Origin of the sequence: Mesorhizobium sp. LNHC252B00, assembly GCF_000502955.1 — a bacterium.
GTDB lineage: Bacteria > Pseudomonadota > Alphaproteobacteria > Rhizobiales > Rhizobiaceae > Mesorhizobium.
Genome location: NZ_AYWO01000021.1, coordinates 1 through 15618, shown reverse-complemented (window position 1 = coordinate 15618; position 15618 = coordinate 1). Strand labels below are relative to the sequence as shown.

Sequence of the window (15618 nt, the reverse complement as noted above, 5' to 3'; positions counted from 1 at the left end):
GTGATTTAGAGACGCTGGTGAAGGGCGTCCACCCCTCGAAAGACGAACAGTTAGTAGCTCCAAAGCGGAAATGGGCGAACGAAGCCGCCCATTTGAAAGACCGAATGGCCGCTGCTTACTTCTTCATCGCGCCCATGACCGCGCCGAGAATGCCGGTCAGGATCGCGCCGCCGCCGGCGCCGCCGATGATATTCTGCAGGTTCAGCGCGCTGCCGAGACCGCTCGTTGCTGCTGCCGCAGCCGCCGTATCAACCGCGCCGCCGCCAAGCAGGCTGCCGAGGATCGCCGCGCCGCCGACGCCGCCAATGGCTCCACCCAGGATTTTGGGAAGCTGACCCATCGCCGCCGTCTTGAGCGCCGCACCGACTGCCTGACCACCGATGATGCCTGTAATCACCTGCACAATGATCGGAAGAAGCGTGTTCATGTCCATATGATTAGTCCCTCCATAACTGCCAGCCTCCCGGGCCGACAGCATCATGAGACGCCGAATTGGACGAAAGTCAAATGCAAGAATGCTTAAATAGAAGGGGCGGCGCTAAAACTGCCCCTGCTTGCTAAAAAAGCTGTGACTATCGTTATTCTGCAGCGATCGCGTGCTTGGGTTGAACGGCGGCAGAATAGTCATCCATAAGGTTCTTGGCGATTTCACCAACCTCGAATCGGTAAGGTCCGATCTCCGACACCGGCGTTACTTCCGCTGCGGTGCCGGTCAGGAAGCACTGCTGGAAGCCTTCCAGCTCTTCCGGCAGGATTGCGCGCTCGATCACCTCCAGACCGCGATCCTTGGCCAACCCAATGACCGTGCGGCGGGTGATGCCGTCAAGGAAGCAGTCGGGCATGGGCGTGTGGATCTTGCCGTCCTCGACGAAGAAGATGTTGGCGCCGGTCGCTTCAGCGACCTGGCCGCGCCAGTCGAGCATCATGGCGTCGGCATAGCCCTTGGCCTCGGCGGCGTGCTTGGACATGGTGCAGATCATGTAGAGGCCGGCGGCCTTCGATTTGGACGGTGCGGTGCGCGGGTCGGGCCGGCGCCATTCCGCCACGTCGAGGCGGATGCCTTTCAGCTTCTGCGCCGGATCGAAATAGCTCGGCCACTGCCAGATGGCGATTGCGCAGTTGATGCGGTTGTTCTGCGCCGAAACGCCCATCTGCTCGCTGCCGCGCCAGGCGATCGGCCGGACATAGGCGTCCTGGAAACCCTGCTTCTTCAAAAGCGTGGTGGAGGCGTCGTTGAGCTCGGCCACCGAATAGGGAATCTTGAAGCCGAGCATGCGCGCCGATTCATGCAGGCGCTCGGTGTGTTCGTTGAGCTTGAATATCTCACCGCCATAGGCGCGCTCGCCCTCGAAGACGGCGCTGGCGTAATGCAGACCATGGGTCAGCACATGGATTTTGGCGTCACCCCATTGGACGAATTCGCCGTTCATCCAGATGAAGCCTTCCAGTTGATCGAAGGGAACGGATGCCATGGTAACCTCCCGCGGGCGGCAGCCCGCATAGCGTTGTGTCGTTGTGTGTTCTTGTCGCCTATGGAAGGCGGCTTTTTCAGGAGCGTAGGCGGATAATTGCGCTCTGGCAAACTAAGGAAGTTCCGGAAAAGCCGGCTTGGCTTGCCTTTTCGTTCGCAATTCGCCCAAAAGCTTGTCAAAAATTACCATTGCAGGGAAATTACGTCAATAGTACTGACATAATCTCTCTTTCCCACGGAGAAATGATGACGGATCGTAGCCACGCAGCCGGGAAACCGATCAGAACCGCGATGTCAGACGAGGACGGCATCGACTTCGCCATCATCGAATTGCTCTTCTTTGCCTATCGTGACTTCACCTCCGATCCGGATCAGATCCTGGCCGACTACGGCTTCGGCCGTGCCCACCACCGGGTGCTGCATTTCGTCAACCGCAGGCCGGGCCTGACGGTCGCCGAACTGCTCGACGTGCTGAAGATCACCAAGCAGAGCCTGGCTCGCGTGCTCAAGCAATTGATCGACACCGACCATGTCGTGCAGTTGCAAGGTCCACGCGACCGCCGCCAGCGCGAGCTTTATCCGACGGCCAGGGGCCGTGCGCTGGCGCTGGCGCTGGCGCGGCCACAGTCGCGCCGCATCCATGCTGCATTGGAAGATTCCGGAATAACCGAACGGACCTTGGTGGAACGGTTCCTCGAAGCGATGGTCGATCCGGAACTGAGGGCGCAGATCGACCTGGGGTCCGCAAAAATGTCAGGGAAAAACCATGGAGAGCACTGAACGGGTAGATCACGCGGCCGCACCGGACGACGACGCACCGCACCTGCTTGTGGTCGACGACGACACCCGCATCCGAAATCTTCTCAAGCAATATCTGACTGAAAACGGCTTTCGCGTTACCGTCGCCGGCAATGCCGGCGAAGCCAGGCGCAAACTTGCCGGCCTCGACTTCGACCTTCTGGTGCTAGACGTCATGATGCCCGGCGAGACAGGCGTCGACCTGACCAAGTCGCTGCGCGCCGAAAAGAACGTACCGATCCTGATGCTGACGGCGCTGTCGGAGACCGATAGCCGCATCAGCGGGTTGGAGGCCGGCGCCGACGACTATCTGCCAAAACCTTTCGATCCGCGCGAGCTGATCCTGCGCATCAACAATATCCTGCGCCGCGGCGGCCCGACGAGCACGCCGAAGGTCGAGCAGCTGGTCTTCGGCCCCTACACCTTCCAGATCGCCAGGCGCGAATTGAAGCGTGGCGGCGAGGCGCTGAAGCTGACCGATCGCGAGCAGGAGATCCTGGCGATCTTTGCCGCGCGGGCAGGTGAGACCATACCCCGCCACGAGCTTGTCGGCGACGATTCGGAAGTCGGCGAGCGCACCATCGACGTCCAGATCAACCGGCTGCGTCGCAAGATCGAGCGCGATCCATCCAATCCGGTCTGGCTGCAGACCGTGCGCGGTATTGGGTATCGGCTCAGCGTGGAATAGAATGCCGCCTGCGGCCGGCTGAACGGCTGCGGGTGAGCGAAAAGAGCGAATGGCAACCACGGAACTGGAACAGCCGGGCAATGGCGGCTTGAGCGCACGCGCCACGCGGACGCTGAAGGCTGTGCCGCGCGCCTGGAACCGCTTCTGGCGCCTCGTGTCGCTCTATATGCCAAAGCGGCTTTACGCCCGCTCGCTGATTATCGTCATCGCGCCGATGATCCTGCTGCAATCGGTCGTTGCCTTCGTCTTCATGGAGCGCCATTGGGCAACCGTGACGCAGCGCCTGTCGCAGGCCACCGTACGCGACATCGCCGCCATCATCGACCTGATCGAGACCTATCCGCACGACGCCGACTACACCAACATCATCCGCATCGCCCAGGATCGCATGCAGTTGAAGGTCGACCTGCTGCCGCCCGACCCCTTGCCGCCGCCTGGACCCAAACCTTTCTTCTCTATCCTCGACGATGTTCTCTCGTCCGAAATCACCCGCCAGATCAACCGCCCGTTCTGGATCGACACGGTCGGCAATTCCAACATCGTCGAGGTGCGCGTCCAGCTCGAGAACAAGGTGCTGCGCGTCTTCGTGCGCCGCAGCCAGGCCTACGCCTCGAACACCCACATCTTCCTGATCTGGATGGTCGGCACCTCGCTCGTGCTCCTGATGATCGCCATCCCCTTCCTGCGCAACCAGATCCGGCCGATCCTGATGCTTGCCGAAGCTGCCGAAAGCTTCGGCAAGGGCCGGCCGATGCCGCGCGACTTCCGGCCGCGCGGCGCCGAGGAGGTTCGCCGCGCCGGCTTTGCCTTCATGCAGATGCGCGAGCGCATCGAACGCCAGATCGAGCAACGCACCGCCATGCTGACCGGCGTCAGCCATGATCTGCGAACCATCCTCACCCGTTTCAAGTTGCAGCTTGCGCTGGCCGGCGGCAAGGCCGAGACCAAGGCGGCGCTCGACCAGGACATCGACGACATGCAGTCGATGCTGGAAGGCTATCTCGCCTTTGCCCGTGGCGAAGCTTCGGAAGACGCCGGGCGGTTCGATCTCGAAGCCTATTTCGAGAAGCTCGGCGAGGAAGCCAGGCTGCGCAAGCGCAAGCTGTCGACGACGCTTGCCGGCGACCGCGATGTGCATGTGCGGCCGAACGCCTTCGCCCGACTGATGTCCAATGTCATCGGCAACGCCTTCCGCTATGCCAAGACGGTGGAGGTCAACGCCACCCATGGCCGCGGCTCGCTGCTGGTCACCATCGACGATGACGGCCCAGGCATTCCGGCCGACAGGCGCGAAGAGGTGTTCAAGCCCTTCGTGCGGCTCGACGAGGCGCGCAACCTCGACGCCAGCGGCACTGGGCTCGGCCTGTCGATTGCCCGCGACATTGCTCGCAGCCATGGCGGCGATATCACCCTGGACGACAGCCCGCTCGGCGGCCTGCGCGCCGTCATCAAGGTTCCAGCATAGTCGGCGGAACACGGGCTTCATCCGCCCGTCATGAAACCATGATCAAGGACGCCCATGAAGCGCGCGACCTCAGTCGATTCGGCCCTGCCGCCTCACTTCGACCCCGTGCCCGCCCGGGTGCGCTGGAGCGAAGCGAGGGCGGCCGGCTGGTCGCCGTTCAAGCATCGTCTCAAAGCAACCGTCGACCTTTCCTGCAAAGGGCCGCCATGCGCATATTGATGGTCACCGACGCCTGGCGCCCGCAGGTCAATGGCGTCGTCCACACGCTGGAGCAGCTCACCGAGACGCTGAAATCCTTCGATGTCGCGGTGGATTTCCTGACGCCCAACATCTTTCGCACGCTACCCTTGCCGACCTACCCCGACATAAGGCTGGCACTGACCACCCCCGGCCATGTCGCGCGCCTGATCGACGCCGGCAAGGCCGACCACATCCACATCGTCACCGAGGGTCCGTTGGGCATCATGGCGCGGCGCTATTGCCGCAATGCCGGCCGGCCGTTCACCACCAGCTATCACACGCGCTTTCCCGAATATCTCAGCGCCCGCCTGCCGGTGCCGGAGAGCTGGACCTATCGTTGGCTGCGCGATTTCCACAATTCCGGGCAGGGCACGCTCGTCGCCACCCAGTCGCTCGCCGACGACCTCTCGGCGCGCGGCTTCAACAAGCTGCGGCCGTGGACGCGCGGCGTCGACACCGACCATTTCCGGCCGGACAAGAAGAAGGACCTCGGCTTCCCCGGGCCGGTCTTCCTCTGCGTCGGCCGCGTCGCCATCGAAAAGAACCTGGGTGCGTTCCTCAAACTCGATCTGCCCGGCAGCAAGGTGGTCGTCGGCGAGGGTCCGGAGCTTGCCAGGCTGAAGGCGAAATTCCCACAAGCGCATTTCCTGGGCCACCGCCCCAATGACGAACTGGCCGAGATCTATGCCTCGGCCGATGTCTTCGTCTTCCCAAGCCGCACCGACACGTTCGGCAACGTCATCATCGAGGCACTGGCCAGCGGCACCCCGGTCGCCGCCTACCCGGTGACCGGGCCGATCGATATCGTCGGCGACGGTTTTGGCGGCGCGGTGTCGAACGATCTGCGCGAGGCAGCGCTTGCCGCCCTCAGCGTAGATCGTGCGGAAGCACGCGAACGCGCCATGCGCTACAGCTGGAAAGCCTGTGCCGAAATGTTTCTCGACACGGTCGAAGAGGCGCTCGGCGCGATGCGGAAGCTGGCGGCCTGACGGAGGCGCAACCGCAATGAATGCTCGGAACCGGCGCGAAGGAACGCAACGGTCTAAAACAATCTGCCGCCATCCGGCACCTTGCGCTCGATGGCGCCGAGCACCACCGCGCCCTCCTCGTCGGGAAAGCCGAGCGTCAGCACTTCCGACATGAACGGCCCGATCTGGCGCGGCGGGAAATTGACCACCGCGAACACCTGCCGGCCGACCAATGTCTCCGGCGTATAGTATTTGGTGATCTGCGCCGACGACTTCTTGACGCCAATGCCGGGGCCGAAATCGATCTTCAGCTTGAATGCCGGCTTGCGCGCCTCGGGGAACGGTTCGACCTCGACGATGGTGCCGGCGCGGATGTCGACACGATCGAAATCGGCAAAACTGATCTCGGGCTTAAGCGCGCTGCTCGAACTCATCTTCCGTTTCTGCTGGTTCAGGCGTTGCCGTAGGTCTCGAACAGCACGCCAGCCAGCGCGTCCTTGGCCGAGGTTCCCGACCAGACGACGAACTGGAACGCCTGGAAATAGCACTCGCAGGCTTCCAGCGCGGACGACAGCAAGACCTCGACCTGCTGGCTCGACGGCTCGACCCCGCCGGCCAACAGCAGCGACTGGCGGAACATGATCGCGCCCTCCTGCTCCCAGAGGTCGAAATGGCCAAACAGCATCTGTTCGTTGATGAGCGACAAGAGCCGCATCACTTCCAGCGCGCGGGTCTCCGGCACCTTGATGTCGAAGGCGCAGGCCAGGTGCAGCGCCTCGAAATCCTCCATCCATGAGAAGGAAACGTGATAGTCGGTCCAGCTTCCGGCAACCGAAATCGAAATTTCGTCGTCGCCGGCCCGCTCAAAGGACCAGTCGTTGTTGTGGGCCACCTGCTCGATAACATCCACCGGATGGATTTCGCGGGAGAATTCGAGTTCGAGAAGTTCCATGGAATGCTTCCTGTCGTTCTGTACGAGCGCCGCCACACGCTCAGCGGGAGGGCACACACAACGAACAATCTTGTCTAGAACTCGGACGGCCAGGACTTTCTTCGCGCAAAGACCACTTCTCGACACAAAGACCCCGGACCGGACCCCACCGCCCGGCCACATGACCCTGCTCCGAATCATGCAACAAATTCAGTCTATTGATCGGGAGTCGCGTGAACAGCCCAATTTTTCGCACTGCGTCATTCGCATGTGGAAAGCCGCTGTCACAAAGATTCATGCAATGCCGTTAAGCGATTCACGGCAAAGCGCTTTTCAGGATCGGGCTATGTGGAAAAGTTTAACGATTATTTTTTTGCGCGGGGCTTGGCCGCCGCCGCCGGTGAGGCGTCACCGGCCAGTTCGGCAAGCTTGGTCTCGAGCGCCTCGATGCGGGCGGAAAGCCGGGTGTTTTCTTCCCGGGCCTTGGCGGCCATCTCGCGCACGGCTTCGAACTCTTCGCGCTGCACCACGTCCATTGTGTTGAGAATGCGCTCGGCCTGGCCCTTGAAGGCGGTCTCCACCTCACGGCGCACGCCCTGGGCGGCGCCGGCGGCATCGGTCATCAGCTTGGCGAATTCATCGAGAATGCGGTTCGGTCCGGTAGACATGGCAAATCCTCGCGCTTGCACAAATTGACGTAGTGGCGCTGCGCGTCGAATGCAAGCATGTTGCGCTGCGTTGCGGCATCAAGTCGAGAGCGCCCACCTTGCCTTGACCGTGCCAAAAGCCTGCCGCATGGTCCGCGCGAAAACGCGTTTTGCAACCGAGAGTTCCCCGTTGAACGAATATTTCCTGCAGCCGCTGGCCTCCCTGCCCTTCCCCAACATCAACCCGATCCTCATCCAGATCGGGCCGCTGGCGGTGCATTGGTACGGCGTCGGTTACATCGTCGGCATCCTGTTTGCCTGGTGGTATGCCAAGCGGCTTGCCGCCAGTGCCAAGCTGTGGCCGAACGGCGTCCTGCCGATGAAGCCGGTGGACCTCGACGATTTCATCGTCTGGGCGGCCATCGGCGTCGTGCTGGGCGGCCGCACGGGCTATGTGCTGTTCTATGATCTGCCGCGCTACATTGCGCACCCGCTCGATATCTTCGCGGTCTGGCAAGGCGGCATGTCGTTCCATGGCGGCCTGCTTGGCGTTATCCTCGCCATGACGCTGTTTTCGATCAAGCGCGGCATCCGCACATGGTCGCTGTTCGATGTCGTGGCGGCCGGCGTGCCGGTTGGCCTTGGCCTGGTGCGCGTCGCCAACTTCATCAATTCCGAGCTGTGGGGCCGGCCGACGGAGGTGCCCTGGGCGTTCGAATTCCCCAATGGCGGGCCGTTTGCCCGTCACCCCAGCCAACTCTACGAGGCGCTGCTCGAGGGTGTGGTGCTGTTCCTCGCGCTGCGCATCCTCACCCATTGGCGCCTCAAGCTGAAGACGCCGCGCTTCGTCGGCGGCGCCTTCATCTGCGGCTACGGCCTGTCGCGCATCTTCGTCGAGTTCTTCCGCGAGCCCGACCAGCAGCTCGGCTATCTCCTCGGCACCAACTGGCTGACCATGGGCATGATCCTGTCGACTCCGATGGTGCTGGCCGGCATCTGGGCGATGCTGACCGCCAAGCCGGTGGCACAGCCGCAGCCGATATGACCCGGCTGAAGACCCGCATCGTCGACCTGATCGAGGCATTGGGGCCACTTCCCATCAACGAATACATGGCGCTGTGCCTCTTCGACCCGCAGGACGGTTATTACATGACGCGCGAGCCCTTCGGTGCGGCCGGCGACTTCATCACCGCGCCCGAGATCAGCCAGATGTTCGGCGAACTGGTCGCTGTGTGGGTGTACCAGGCCTGGCTGGCGAGCGGCCGGCCGCTGCCGGCCACCATCGCCGAGATCGGCCCCGGCCGCGGTACGCTGATGAAGGACATGCTGCGGACGCTGTCGCGGCTAGATCCTGAACTCGCCAACGGCGCCACCTTCCCCATGATCGAGACCAGCCCACGCCTGACAGAAGTCCAGCAACGGACGATTGGCGTCACACCTTTCGCGGTTCGTTGGCACGAAACCATTGAGACGCTGCCGCAGCAGCCGCTGTTCATCGTCGGCAACGAACTGTTCGACGCCGTGCCCGTCCGCCAGTTCGTCCGCGCCGGCGCCGGCTGGCGCGAGCGCATGATTGGTCTGGATGACACCAACGAACTGCGCTTCTTCGCCGGTGCCGGCTCGGTCGACCCGACGCTGCTGCCCGCCGATGCCGATGGCGCACCGCAAGGCGCTATCGTCGAAGTGGCGCCTGCCCGCACGGCACTGATGGCGGCCATCGCAGAGCGCATATCAAGGCATGGCGGTGCCGGCCTGTTCCTCGACTATGGACATCTCCAGCCGGGCGTCGGCGACACGCTGCAGGCATTGCGCGGCCACAATCGCGAAGATGTGCTGGCAAATCCCGGCGAGGCCGACCTCACCACCCATGTCGATTTCGCCGCCCTTGCCGCAGCCGTTCGAGCGCACGGCCTCGACGCCCATCTGTCGACGCAGGGCGATTTCCTGCTCGGCATGGGAATTCTCGAACGCGCCGGCCGCCTCGGCGCCGATGCCGACCAGGCGACACGCGACAACATAACTGAGGCCGTCGAGCGCCTCGCCGCTCCGCAAAACATGGGCGCACTGTTCAAGGTGCTTGCGGTGCTGCCGCGCGGCGTGGCCGTCCCACTCTCTGCAACAACGACCTTCGCGGCGGATTGACTTTTCACCGCCGCCCCTCCCAATCTCCCGTCCGGCGAAAAGAGACGGTCACACCGCCCAGCCCCGCCTCCTTATCGACGAAGCACCTTCTTCTTGACGAAACCGCCCACACGGACAACAACGCCCGCATGCTGAATCAGACCAAACCGGATCCCGTTCGGTCGCCGCTGCTGGACAAGGCGCAGGCACAAGGCATCCGCCACGGCTATTTTACCCGCATTGGCGGTGTCTCCAGCGGCATCTATCACGGCCTCAACATCGGCACCGGATCGAACGACGATCAGGCCCTGGTGGCCGAGAACCGCGCCCGGGTCGCTGCGTGGATGGGCGTGCCGGCACGCCATCTGTTGACCGCCTGGCAGATCCACTCACCTGATGTCGTCATCGCCCGGGAACCCTTTGCCGGCGAGCGCCCCAAGGCAGACGCCATCGTCACCGACCGGCCGGGCGTCGCCATCGGCGCCTCGACCGCAGATTGCGGTCCGGTGCTCTTCGCCGATCCGCAGGCGCGCATCATCGGCGCCGCACACGCCGGATGGAAAGGCGCTTTCACAGGCGTGCTTGAAAACACCGTCATCGCCATGGAAAGCCTCGGTGCCCATCGCCAAAACATCATCGCCGTGCTCGGCCCTTCGATCGGCCCGCAAAATTATGAAGTCGGACCGGAATTCCTTGCCCGCTTCGTTGAGGCCGACGCCGAGAACATCGGCTATTTCGCGCCTTCCGCCAACGCCGGCCATGCGATGTTCGACCTCAACCGCTACACGGTCGACCGGCTGGCCAAGGCCGGTGTAATAGCCGACGGCCTCGGACGCTGCACCTATGCCGAGGAAGATCTGTTCTACTCCTACCGGCGCGCCACGCACCGCAAGGAGCCCGATTACGGCCGGCAGGTTTCGGCAATCGTTTTGGAGAGGGAATAATGGCGCTGCATTTTGAACGATCCGAATTCGACGCGCGGCGCGACCGGCTGATGATCGAGATGGCCGAGAAGAAGCTCGACGCCATCCTCCTGTTCGCGCAAGAGAGCATGTACTGGCTGACCGGCTACGATACGTTCGGTTTCTGCTTCTTCCAGTGCCTGGTGGTGAAGGCCGACGGTTCGATGGTGCTTCTGACCCGCTCGGCCGATCTGCGTCAGGCGCGCCAGACCTCGATCATCGACAACATCGTTCTGTGGACCGACCGCGATGGCGCCAATCCGGCGGTCGACCTGCGCAATCTTCTCAACGAACTCGACCTGCTCGGCGCTCGCATTGGCGTCGAATACGACACTCACGGCCTGACCGCCTTCAACGGCCGCCGGCTCGACGAACAGTTGCAGACCTTCGGCCAGATCGCCGATGCATCCGGCATCGTCGGCCGGCTGCGCCTGTTCAAGAGCCCAGCCGAAATCGCGAAGGCCGAGAAGGCCGCCAATCTCTCAGACGACGCGCTCGACGCGGCCTTGCCGCTGATCAAGCAGGGTGGCGACGAAGCCTTGATCCTGGCCGCCATGCAAGGTGCGATCTTCGCCGGCGGCGGCGACTATCCAGCCAACGAATTCATCATCGGCTCCGGTGTCGACGCCCTGTTGTGCCGCTACAAGGCCGGCCGCCGCAAGCTCACAAAGAACGACCAGCTGACGCTTGAATGGGCTGGCGTCTTCAACCACTACCATGCGCCGATGATGCGCACGGTGCTGACCGGCAAGGTCTCCAAGCGCCATCAGGAGCTCTTCGACGCCGCCCGCGCCGCCCTTCTGGCCGTCGAGAAGGCGATGACGCCGGGCAACAGCTTCGGCGACGTGTTCGACGCCCACGCCCGCACCATGGAGGCGCACGGCCTGACCAAGCACCGGTTGAACGCCTGCGGCTATTCGGTCGGAGCCCGCTTCACGCCATCCTGGATGGACATGCCGATGTTCTACCAAGGCAATCCCGAGCCGATCGCGCCCAACATGACGCTGTTCGCCCACATGATCATCATGGATTCCGACACCGAGACGGCAATGACGCTTGGCCGCACCTACCTGACCACCGAATCCCAGCCGAAGCCGCTGTCCCGCCATGATCTCGACTTGATCGTACAGTGAATCCATAATGGGAGGCGTTCTTCGCCAAGGAGTTAGAAGGCAAATGAGACGATCGCATGTGACGACCGTGTCATTGCTTGTGGCATTGGCTCTTGGCGCCTGCACCAACGCAAAGGACGTGCTCGAACCCTCTGCCATCACCCCGCCGGCAACGTCGACCCAGACACTGCCCGCCACATCAGGCAACACGGCAGCCGCTGTTCCGGCCCCGGGCGGCCCTGCCTCCACCGTGGCGGGCGCTCCTGCAACCACCACCACACCGGTCACATCAGCCCAAAGCGCCGCCGCCCTGGCGAGGACCCGGCTGCAGATCGCGCCGATTGTCGGCGCGTCGGTCGAGGCCGCGACACCACTGACGGCGGAACTGCAGACGCGCGCCCGGCAGCGCGGCATCACGCTCGCCGGCAGCGCCGACCAGACCGCGACGCATGTGCTCAAAGGCTATTTCTCGACGATGTCTGAAGGCACCGATACCACCGTTATCTATGTCTGGGACGTCTATGACCCGGCAGGCAACCGCCTGCACCGCATCAACGGCCAGCAGAAGGCGCCTTCGGTTAGTGGCGGCGCCAGCGGGGCCGGTGACAGCTGGAAGGGGGTCTCGCCAGCCACCATGCAGGCGATCGCCGACCAGACCATCGACCAGTTCGCGGCCTGGCTTGGCGGCAAGGCGGGCTGAAATGATTTCTACCGGCGATGGTGCAAGGCTTTCCTAGGATTATCCGACGGATTCCCGATCTCGGTGCTTGCAATACCGGCGCGGGCCGCTAAAAGCCCGGTTAAAGGGCGCAGGCGAGTCCGTCAGGGCTTTCCATCCTCCACCAGGAACGGTGCATGAAACTCTTCGCGGGCAATTCCAACAGGGTGCTGGCCGAAGCGGTCGCCCGGTACCTCAACGTCCCGCTGGGCAAGGCCACTGTCAGGCGCTTCGCCGACCAGGAAATCTTCGTCGAAATCCAGGAAAATGTGCGCGGCGAGGATGTCTTCATCCTGCAGTCAACCTCGTTCCCGACCAACGATCACCTGATGGAACTGCTCATCATGATCGATGCCTTCATGCGCTCATCGGCCAAGCGCATCACGGCGGTCATCCCCTATTTCGGCTACGCCAGGCAGGATCGCCGCGCCTCCGGCCGCACGCCGATCTCGGCCAAGCTGGTCGCCAACATGATCACCCGCGCCGGCGTCGACCGTGTTCTGACGCTCGACCTGCACGCCGGCCAGATCCAGGGCTTCTTCGACATCCCGACCGACAATCTGTTCTCGGTGCCAGTGATGGCCCGCGACGTGAAGGCCAAATACAAGCAGCTCGGCAACGTCGTGGTGGTGTCGCCCGACATCGGCGGCGTCGTGCGGGCGCGCGCGCTGGCCAAGCGCTTCGACGCGCAACTCGCCATCGTCGACAAGCGCCGCGAGCGACCCGGTGAATCGGAAGTGATGAACATCATCGGCGCGGTTGCCGGCAAGGATTGCCTGCTGATCGACGACATCGTCGATTCTGGCGGCACGCTGTGCAACGCCGCCGATGCGCTGCTGGCCAACGGCGCCACCAGCGTCACCGCCTATATCACCCACGGCGTGCTGTCGGGCGGCGCGGTTGCCCGCATCAGCGGCTCGAAACTGCAGGAACTGGTGATCACCGATTCCATCCAGCCGACCCAAGGCGTGCTCGATGCTCCCAACATCCGCGTCATCTCTATCGCCGACCTGATGGGCGAAGCCATTTCGCGCACGGCGACCGAGGAATCGGTGTCCAGCCTCTTCGACTAAGACCGATACCTGACCTTACGGCGCAGGACTCTCCAGTCGAACCGGGCCAATCAGGCGACGAGCGACTTCGAGCTTTCGCGTGCGCCGCGCATATAGCCGCGCGGCGACGCGCCCAGCATGCGTTTGAACATGGTGATGAAGGCCGGGACGCTGTCATAGCCAAGATCGAGCGCCACCCTGGTGATCGGTTCGCCATCGGCCAGCCGCGGCAGCGCCGCGAACAGGCAGGCTTGCTGGCGCCATGTCGACAGCGACAGGCCGGTCTGGCGCTGGAAGGCGCGGGTGAAGGAGCGGCGGCTCATGCCGGCGGCATCGGCCCACTCGTCGATCGTCGCGTGCGGCGAAGGTGCGGCGACGAAGCGCCGACAGAGTGCCGAGAGCCTGGGATCGGACGGGAACGGCAGACCGAGCGGCCGTTCCGGCAGGGTCGGGATTTCGTGCAGCAGCAGATTCATGATCAGCCCGCCGCGCCCTTCCAACTCGCCGCCCTGTGGCAGCTTTTCCGATTCCACGATCAGGCTGTGCATCAGGTCGGTGACGCCGACGACGCGCAACCCTTCCGGCAGCCCGGGTATCGCCTGCGGCATGACATAGACCGAACGCATCGAAACATCGCCCAGCATCTCGACGGAATGCTCGGTGCCGGCTGGAATCCACATCGCATGGTCGGGCGGCACCATCCAGCGACCGTATCGCGTGGTCACCAGCACGACGCCTACCAGCGCATGCAGCAGCTGGCTACGGCTGTGGCGGTGCAGCGGCACACGATAGCCGTCAGGATATTCGGTCGGCAGCGCCACCGCCGGCCCGGCCACTTGCTCCAACCACTGCCAGCGGCGCTCGTGCAACTGCTCGAGATCGGCACTGCCGGCGTGGAAGACTTCTTTGCCGTGCGGCATCTTGTATGGCCCACTTGCGAAACTATTGGACCAAACCACGAAAGAAGTCACCCTGCAAGCAGCTTATAAGGCAACCCGTTCCTTAGGCGGCCTTCAGCAGCGTCCGCCAGTTTGCCCTGCGGGCGTGCCGCCAAAAAGATCACGGAGTCTACCTTGACCGATACGACAGCCGCCAGCGTCGCCCCACCGACCGCCAGTCACGCTTCAGCCCAGGCGACGGCCTTCACCGTCATCCTGGCGGTGAGCTTCTGCCATTGCATCAACGACATCATGCAGTCGCTGCTATCGGCCATCTATCCCTTGCTGAAAGAGAATTACGGCCTCGATTTCTGGCAAATCGGCCTTCTGACCTTCACCTTCCAGGTGACCGCATCGCTGCTGCAGCCGGTGATCGGCATGATCACCGACAAGCGGCCGATGCCCTATTCGCTGCCCTACGGCATGGCGTCTTCGCTGATCGGTCTGGTCGTGCTCGCCTATGCCGGGCACTATTCGCTGCTCCTGGTCGGCGCCTCGCTGATCGGCATCGGCTCGGCGATCTTCCATCCGGAATCCTCTCGCATCACCCGCTTCGCCTCTGGCGGCCGCTTCGGTCTGGCGCAGTCACTATTCCAGGTCGGCGGCAATTTCGGCCAATCCATGGGGCCGCTGTTGGCTGCCTTCATCGTCGTGCCCTTCGGCCAGACCAGCATCTCCTGGTTCGCAGGCGGCTCGCTGATCGGCATCATCGTTTTGTGGCGGGTCGGCGGCTGGTACAGCCGGCTGCGCGCAGCACAGGGCAATCGCAAGACGGCAAGCTTCGTCTCGCCCTTCCCGCGCCGCAAGGTGTTGTGGGCACTGGCGGTGCTGACGCTGCTGGTGCTGACCAAGAACGCCTACATCGCCAGCCTCGCCAGCTACTACACCTTCTATTCGATCCATAAGTTCGGCGTTTCGGTGCAGATGTCGCAAGTCATGCTGTTCCTGTTCCTCGGCGCCTCGGCGCTAGGCATCCTGCTTGGCGGCCCGTTCGGCGACCGCTATGGACAAAAGGCCATGATCTGGTTCTCCATCGTCGGCGTGCTGCCCTTCACGCTCGCCCTGCCCTACGCCAACCTGGAATGGACGATGGTGCTGACGGTGGTGATCGGCCTGATCCTGTCATCGGCCTTCTCCAACATCGTCGTTTTCGCCCAGGAACTGGTGCCGGGACGTGTCGGCATGATCGCCGGCATCTTCTTCGGCTTCGCCTTTGGCATGGGCGGCATCGCGGCTGCCGTGCTCGGCGTGGTCGCCGACATGAAGGGCATCGATTATGTCTTCCAGGTCTGCTCGTACCTGCCGCTGCTTGGGCTGCTGACCGTGTTCCTTCCGAATATGAAGGAAGCCAGGAAGGCGGTCGCTGCAAGCCGGTAAGGCCGGGCGATATAGGCACCCGCCCGATGGCGGATGCCTGCTGGAAAATATCCTAGCTAGTTTCCGTCCACAAACGGCAAATAATTGATTTTGTTGAGTGAATCGTAGCTTTGCATGAGCAAGGCCCGGC

17 protein-coding genes are annotated in these 15618 nt (G+C 63.1%); 11 read left to right on the top strand and 6 right to left on the bottom strand.

The annotated features are described in order from the left end of the window. Window positions 1-115 precede the first annotated feature (115 nt). Together X744_RS147940 and X744_RS147945 are read right to left on the bottom strand one after the other, a co-directional pair. A complete protein-coding gene (locus X744_RS147940; protein WP_023761220.1) occupies window positions 116-433 on the bottom strand; it encodes a hypothetical protein in 318 nt (105 codons plus the stop codon). Window positions 434-578: 145 nt separating this feature from the next. Next, the gene (locus X744_RS147945; protein WP_023761219.1) at window positions 579-1472 is read right to left on the bottom strand and encodes a branched-chain amino acid aminotransferase; all 894 of its coding nucleotides are present in this window, start codon (window positions 1470-1472) and stop codon (window positions 579-581) included. Between the two features lie 245 nt (window positions 1473-1717). On the opposite strand from X744_RS147945, the gene X744_RS147950 reads away from it, so the two are divergent. The 4 genes from X744_RS147950 to X744_RS147965 all read left to right on the top strand — a co-directional run bounded on the left by X744_RS147950 (window position 1718) and on the right by X744_RS147965 (window position 5651). Beyond that, window positions 1718-2251 (top strand): MarR family transcriptional regulator, encoded by a 534-nt coding sequence (locus tag X744_RS147950; RefSeq protein WP_031260729.1) that lies wholly within the window; start codon window positions 1718-1720, stop codon window positions 2249-2251. Next, complete coding sequence (locus X744_RS147955; RefSeq protein WP_023761217.1) at window positions 2238-2957, top strand: response regulator transcription factor; 720 nt, start codon at window positions 2238-2240, stop codon at window positions 2955-2957. The genes X744_RS147950 and X744_RS147955 overlap by 14 nt, the downstream gene beginning before the upstream one ends. Window positions 2958-3006: 49 nt before the next feature. After that, window positions 3007-4422 carry an ATP-binding protein gene (locus tag X744_RS147960; RefSeq protein WP_023761216.1) on the top strand — a complete coding sequence of 472 codons (1416 nt, stop codon included), beginning with the start codon at window positions 3007-3009 and terminating at the stop codon, window positions 4420-4422. Between the two features lie 206 nt (window positions 4423-4628). Beyond that, the gene (locus tag X744_RS147965) at window positions 4629-5651 is read left to right on the top strand and encodes a glycosyltransferase family 1 protein (protein ID WP_031260728.1); all 1023 of its coding nucleotides are present in this window, start codon (window positions 4629-4631) and stop codon (window positions 5649-5651) included. Between the two features lie 53 nt (window positions 5652-5704). On the opposite strand, the gene X744_RS147970 is transcribed toward X744_RS147965, so the two are convergent. From X744_RS147970 to X744_RS147980, 3 genes are all read right to left on the bottom strand, one after another. Beyond that, on the bottom strand, window positions 5705-6064 hold the full coding sequence (locus tag X744_RS147970) for a tRNA-binding protein (protein ID WP_023761213.1): 360 nt from the start codon (window positions 6062-6064) through the stop codon (window positions 5705-5707). Window positions 6065-6081: 17 nt separating this feature from the next. Further along, window positions 6082-6582 carry a YbjN domain-containing protein gene (locus X744_RS147975; RefSeq protein WP_013893499.1) on the bottom strand — a complete coding sequence of 167 codons (501 nt, stop codon included), beginning with the start codon at window positions 6580-6582 and terminating at the stop codon, window positions 6082-6084. Window positions 6583-6926: 344 nt separating this feature from the next. Further along, complete coding sequence (locus X744_RS147980; protein WP_023761211.1) at window positions 6927-7229, bottom strand: accessory factor UbiK family protein; 303 nt, start codon at window positions 7227-7229, stop codon at window positions 6927-6929. A gap of 169 nt (window positions 7230-7398) precedes the next feature. On the opposite strand from X744_RS147980, the gene lgt reads away from it, so the two are divergent. From lgt to X744_RS148010, 6 genes are all read left to right on the top strand, one after another. After that, a complete protein-coding gene (gene lgt / locus X744_RS147985) occupies window positions 7399-8253 on the top strand; it encodes a prolipoprotein diacylglyceryl transferase (RefSeq protein ID WP_031260727.1) in 855 nt (284 codons plus the stop codon). Next, a complete protein-coding gene (locus X744_RS147990) occupies window positions 8250-9350 on the top strand; it encodes a class I SAM-dependent methyltransferase (RefSeq protein WP_023761209.1) in 1101 nt (366 codons plus the stop codon). Before lgt ends, X744_RS147990 begins: the two co-directional genes overlap by 4 nt. A gap of 128 nt (window positions 9351-9478) precedes the next feature. Further along, window positions 9479-10273 (top strand): peptidoglycan editing factor PgeF, encoded by a 795-nt coding sequence (pgeF, locus tag X744_RS147995; RefSeq protein WP_023761208.1) that lies wholly within the window; start codon window positions 9479-9481, stop codon window positions 10271-10273. Further along, a complete protein-coding gene (locus tag X744_RS148000) occupies window positions 10273-11424 on the top strand; it encodes a Xaa-Pro peptidase family protein (RefSeq protein WP_023761207.1) in 1152 nt (383 codons plus the stop codon). Before pgeF ends, X744_RS148000 begins: the two co-directional genes overlap by 1 nt. Window positions 11425-11467: 43 nt before the next feature. Further along, the gene (locus X744_RS148005; RefSeq protein WP_031260726.1) at window positions 11468-12103 is read left to right on the top strand and encodes a hypothetical protein; all 636 of its coding nucleotides are present in this window, start codon (window positions 11468-11470) and stop codon (window positions 12101-12103) included. Between the two features lie 155 nt (window positions 12104-12258). After that, the gene (locus tag X744_RS148010; protein ID WP_013530002.1) at window positions 12259-13194 is read left to right on the top strand and encodes a ribose-phosphate pyrophosphokinase; all 936 of its coding nucleotides are present in this window, start codon (window positions 12259-12261) and stop codon (window positions 13192-13194) included. A 50-nt stretch (window positions 13195-13244) separates the two neighbouring features. Here X744_RS148010 and X744_RS08665 read toward each other — a convergent pair whose 3' ends face one another. After that, the gene (locus tag X744_RS08665; RefSeq protein WP_023761205.1) at window positions 13245-14093 is read right to left on the bottom strand and encodes a helix-turn-helix transcriptional regulator; all 849 of its coding nucleotides are present in this window, start codon (window positions 14091-14093) and stop codon (window positions 13245-13247) included. A gap of 153 nt (window positions 14094-14246) precedes the next feature. On the opposite strand from X744_RS08665, the gene X744_RS148015 reads away from it, so the two are divergent. Then, window positions 14247-15488 carry an MFS transporter gene (locus tag X744_RS148015; protein ID WP_031260725.1) on the top strand — a complete coding sequence of 414 codons (1242 nt, stop codon included), beginning with the start codon at window positions 14247-14249 and terminating at the stop codon, window positions 15486-15488. Window positions 15489-15618: the final 130 nt, after the last annotated feature.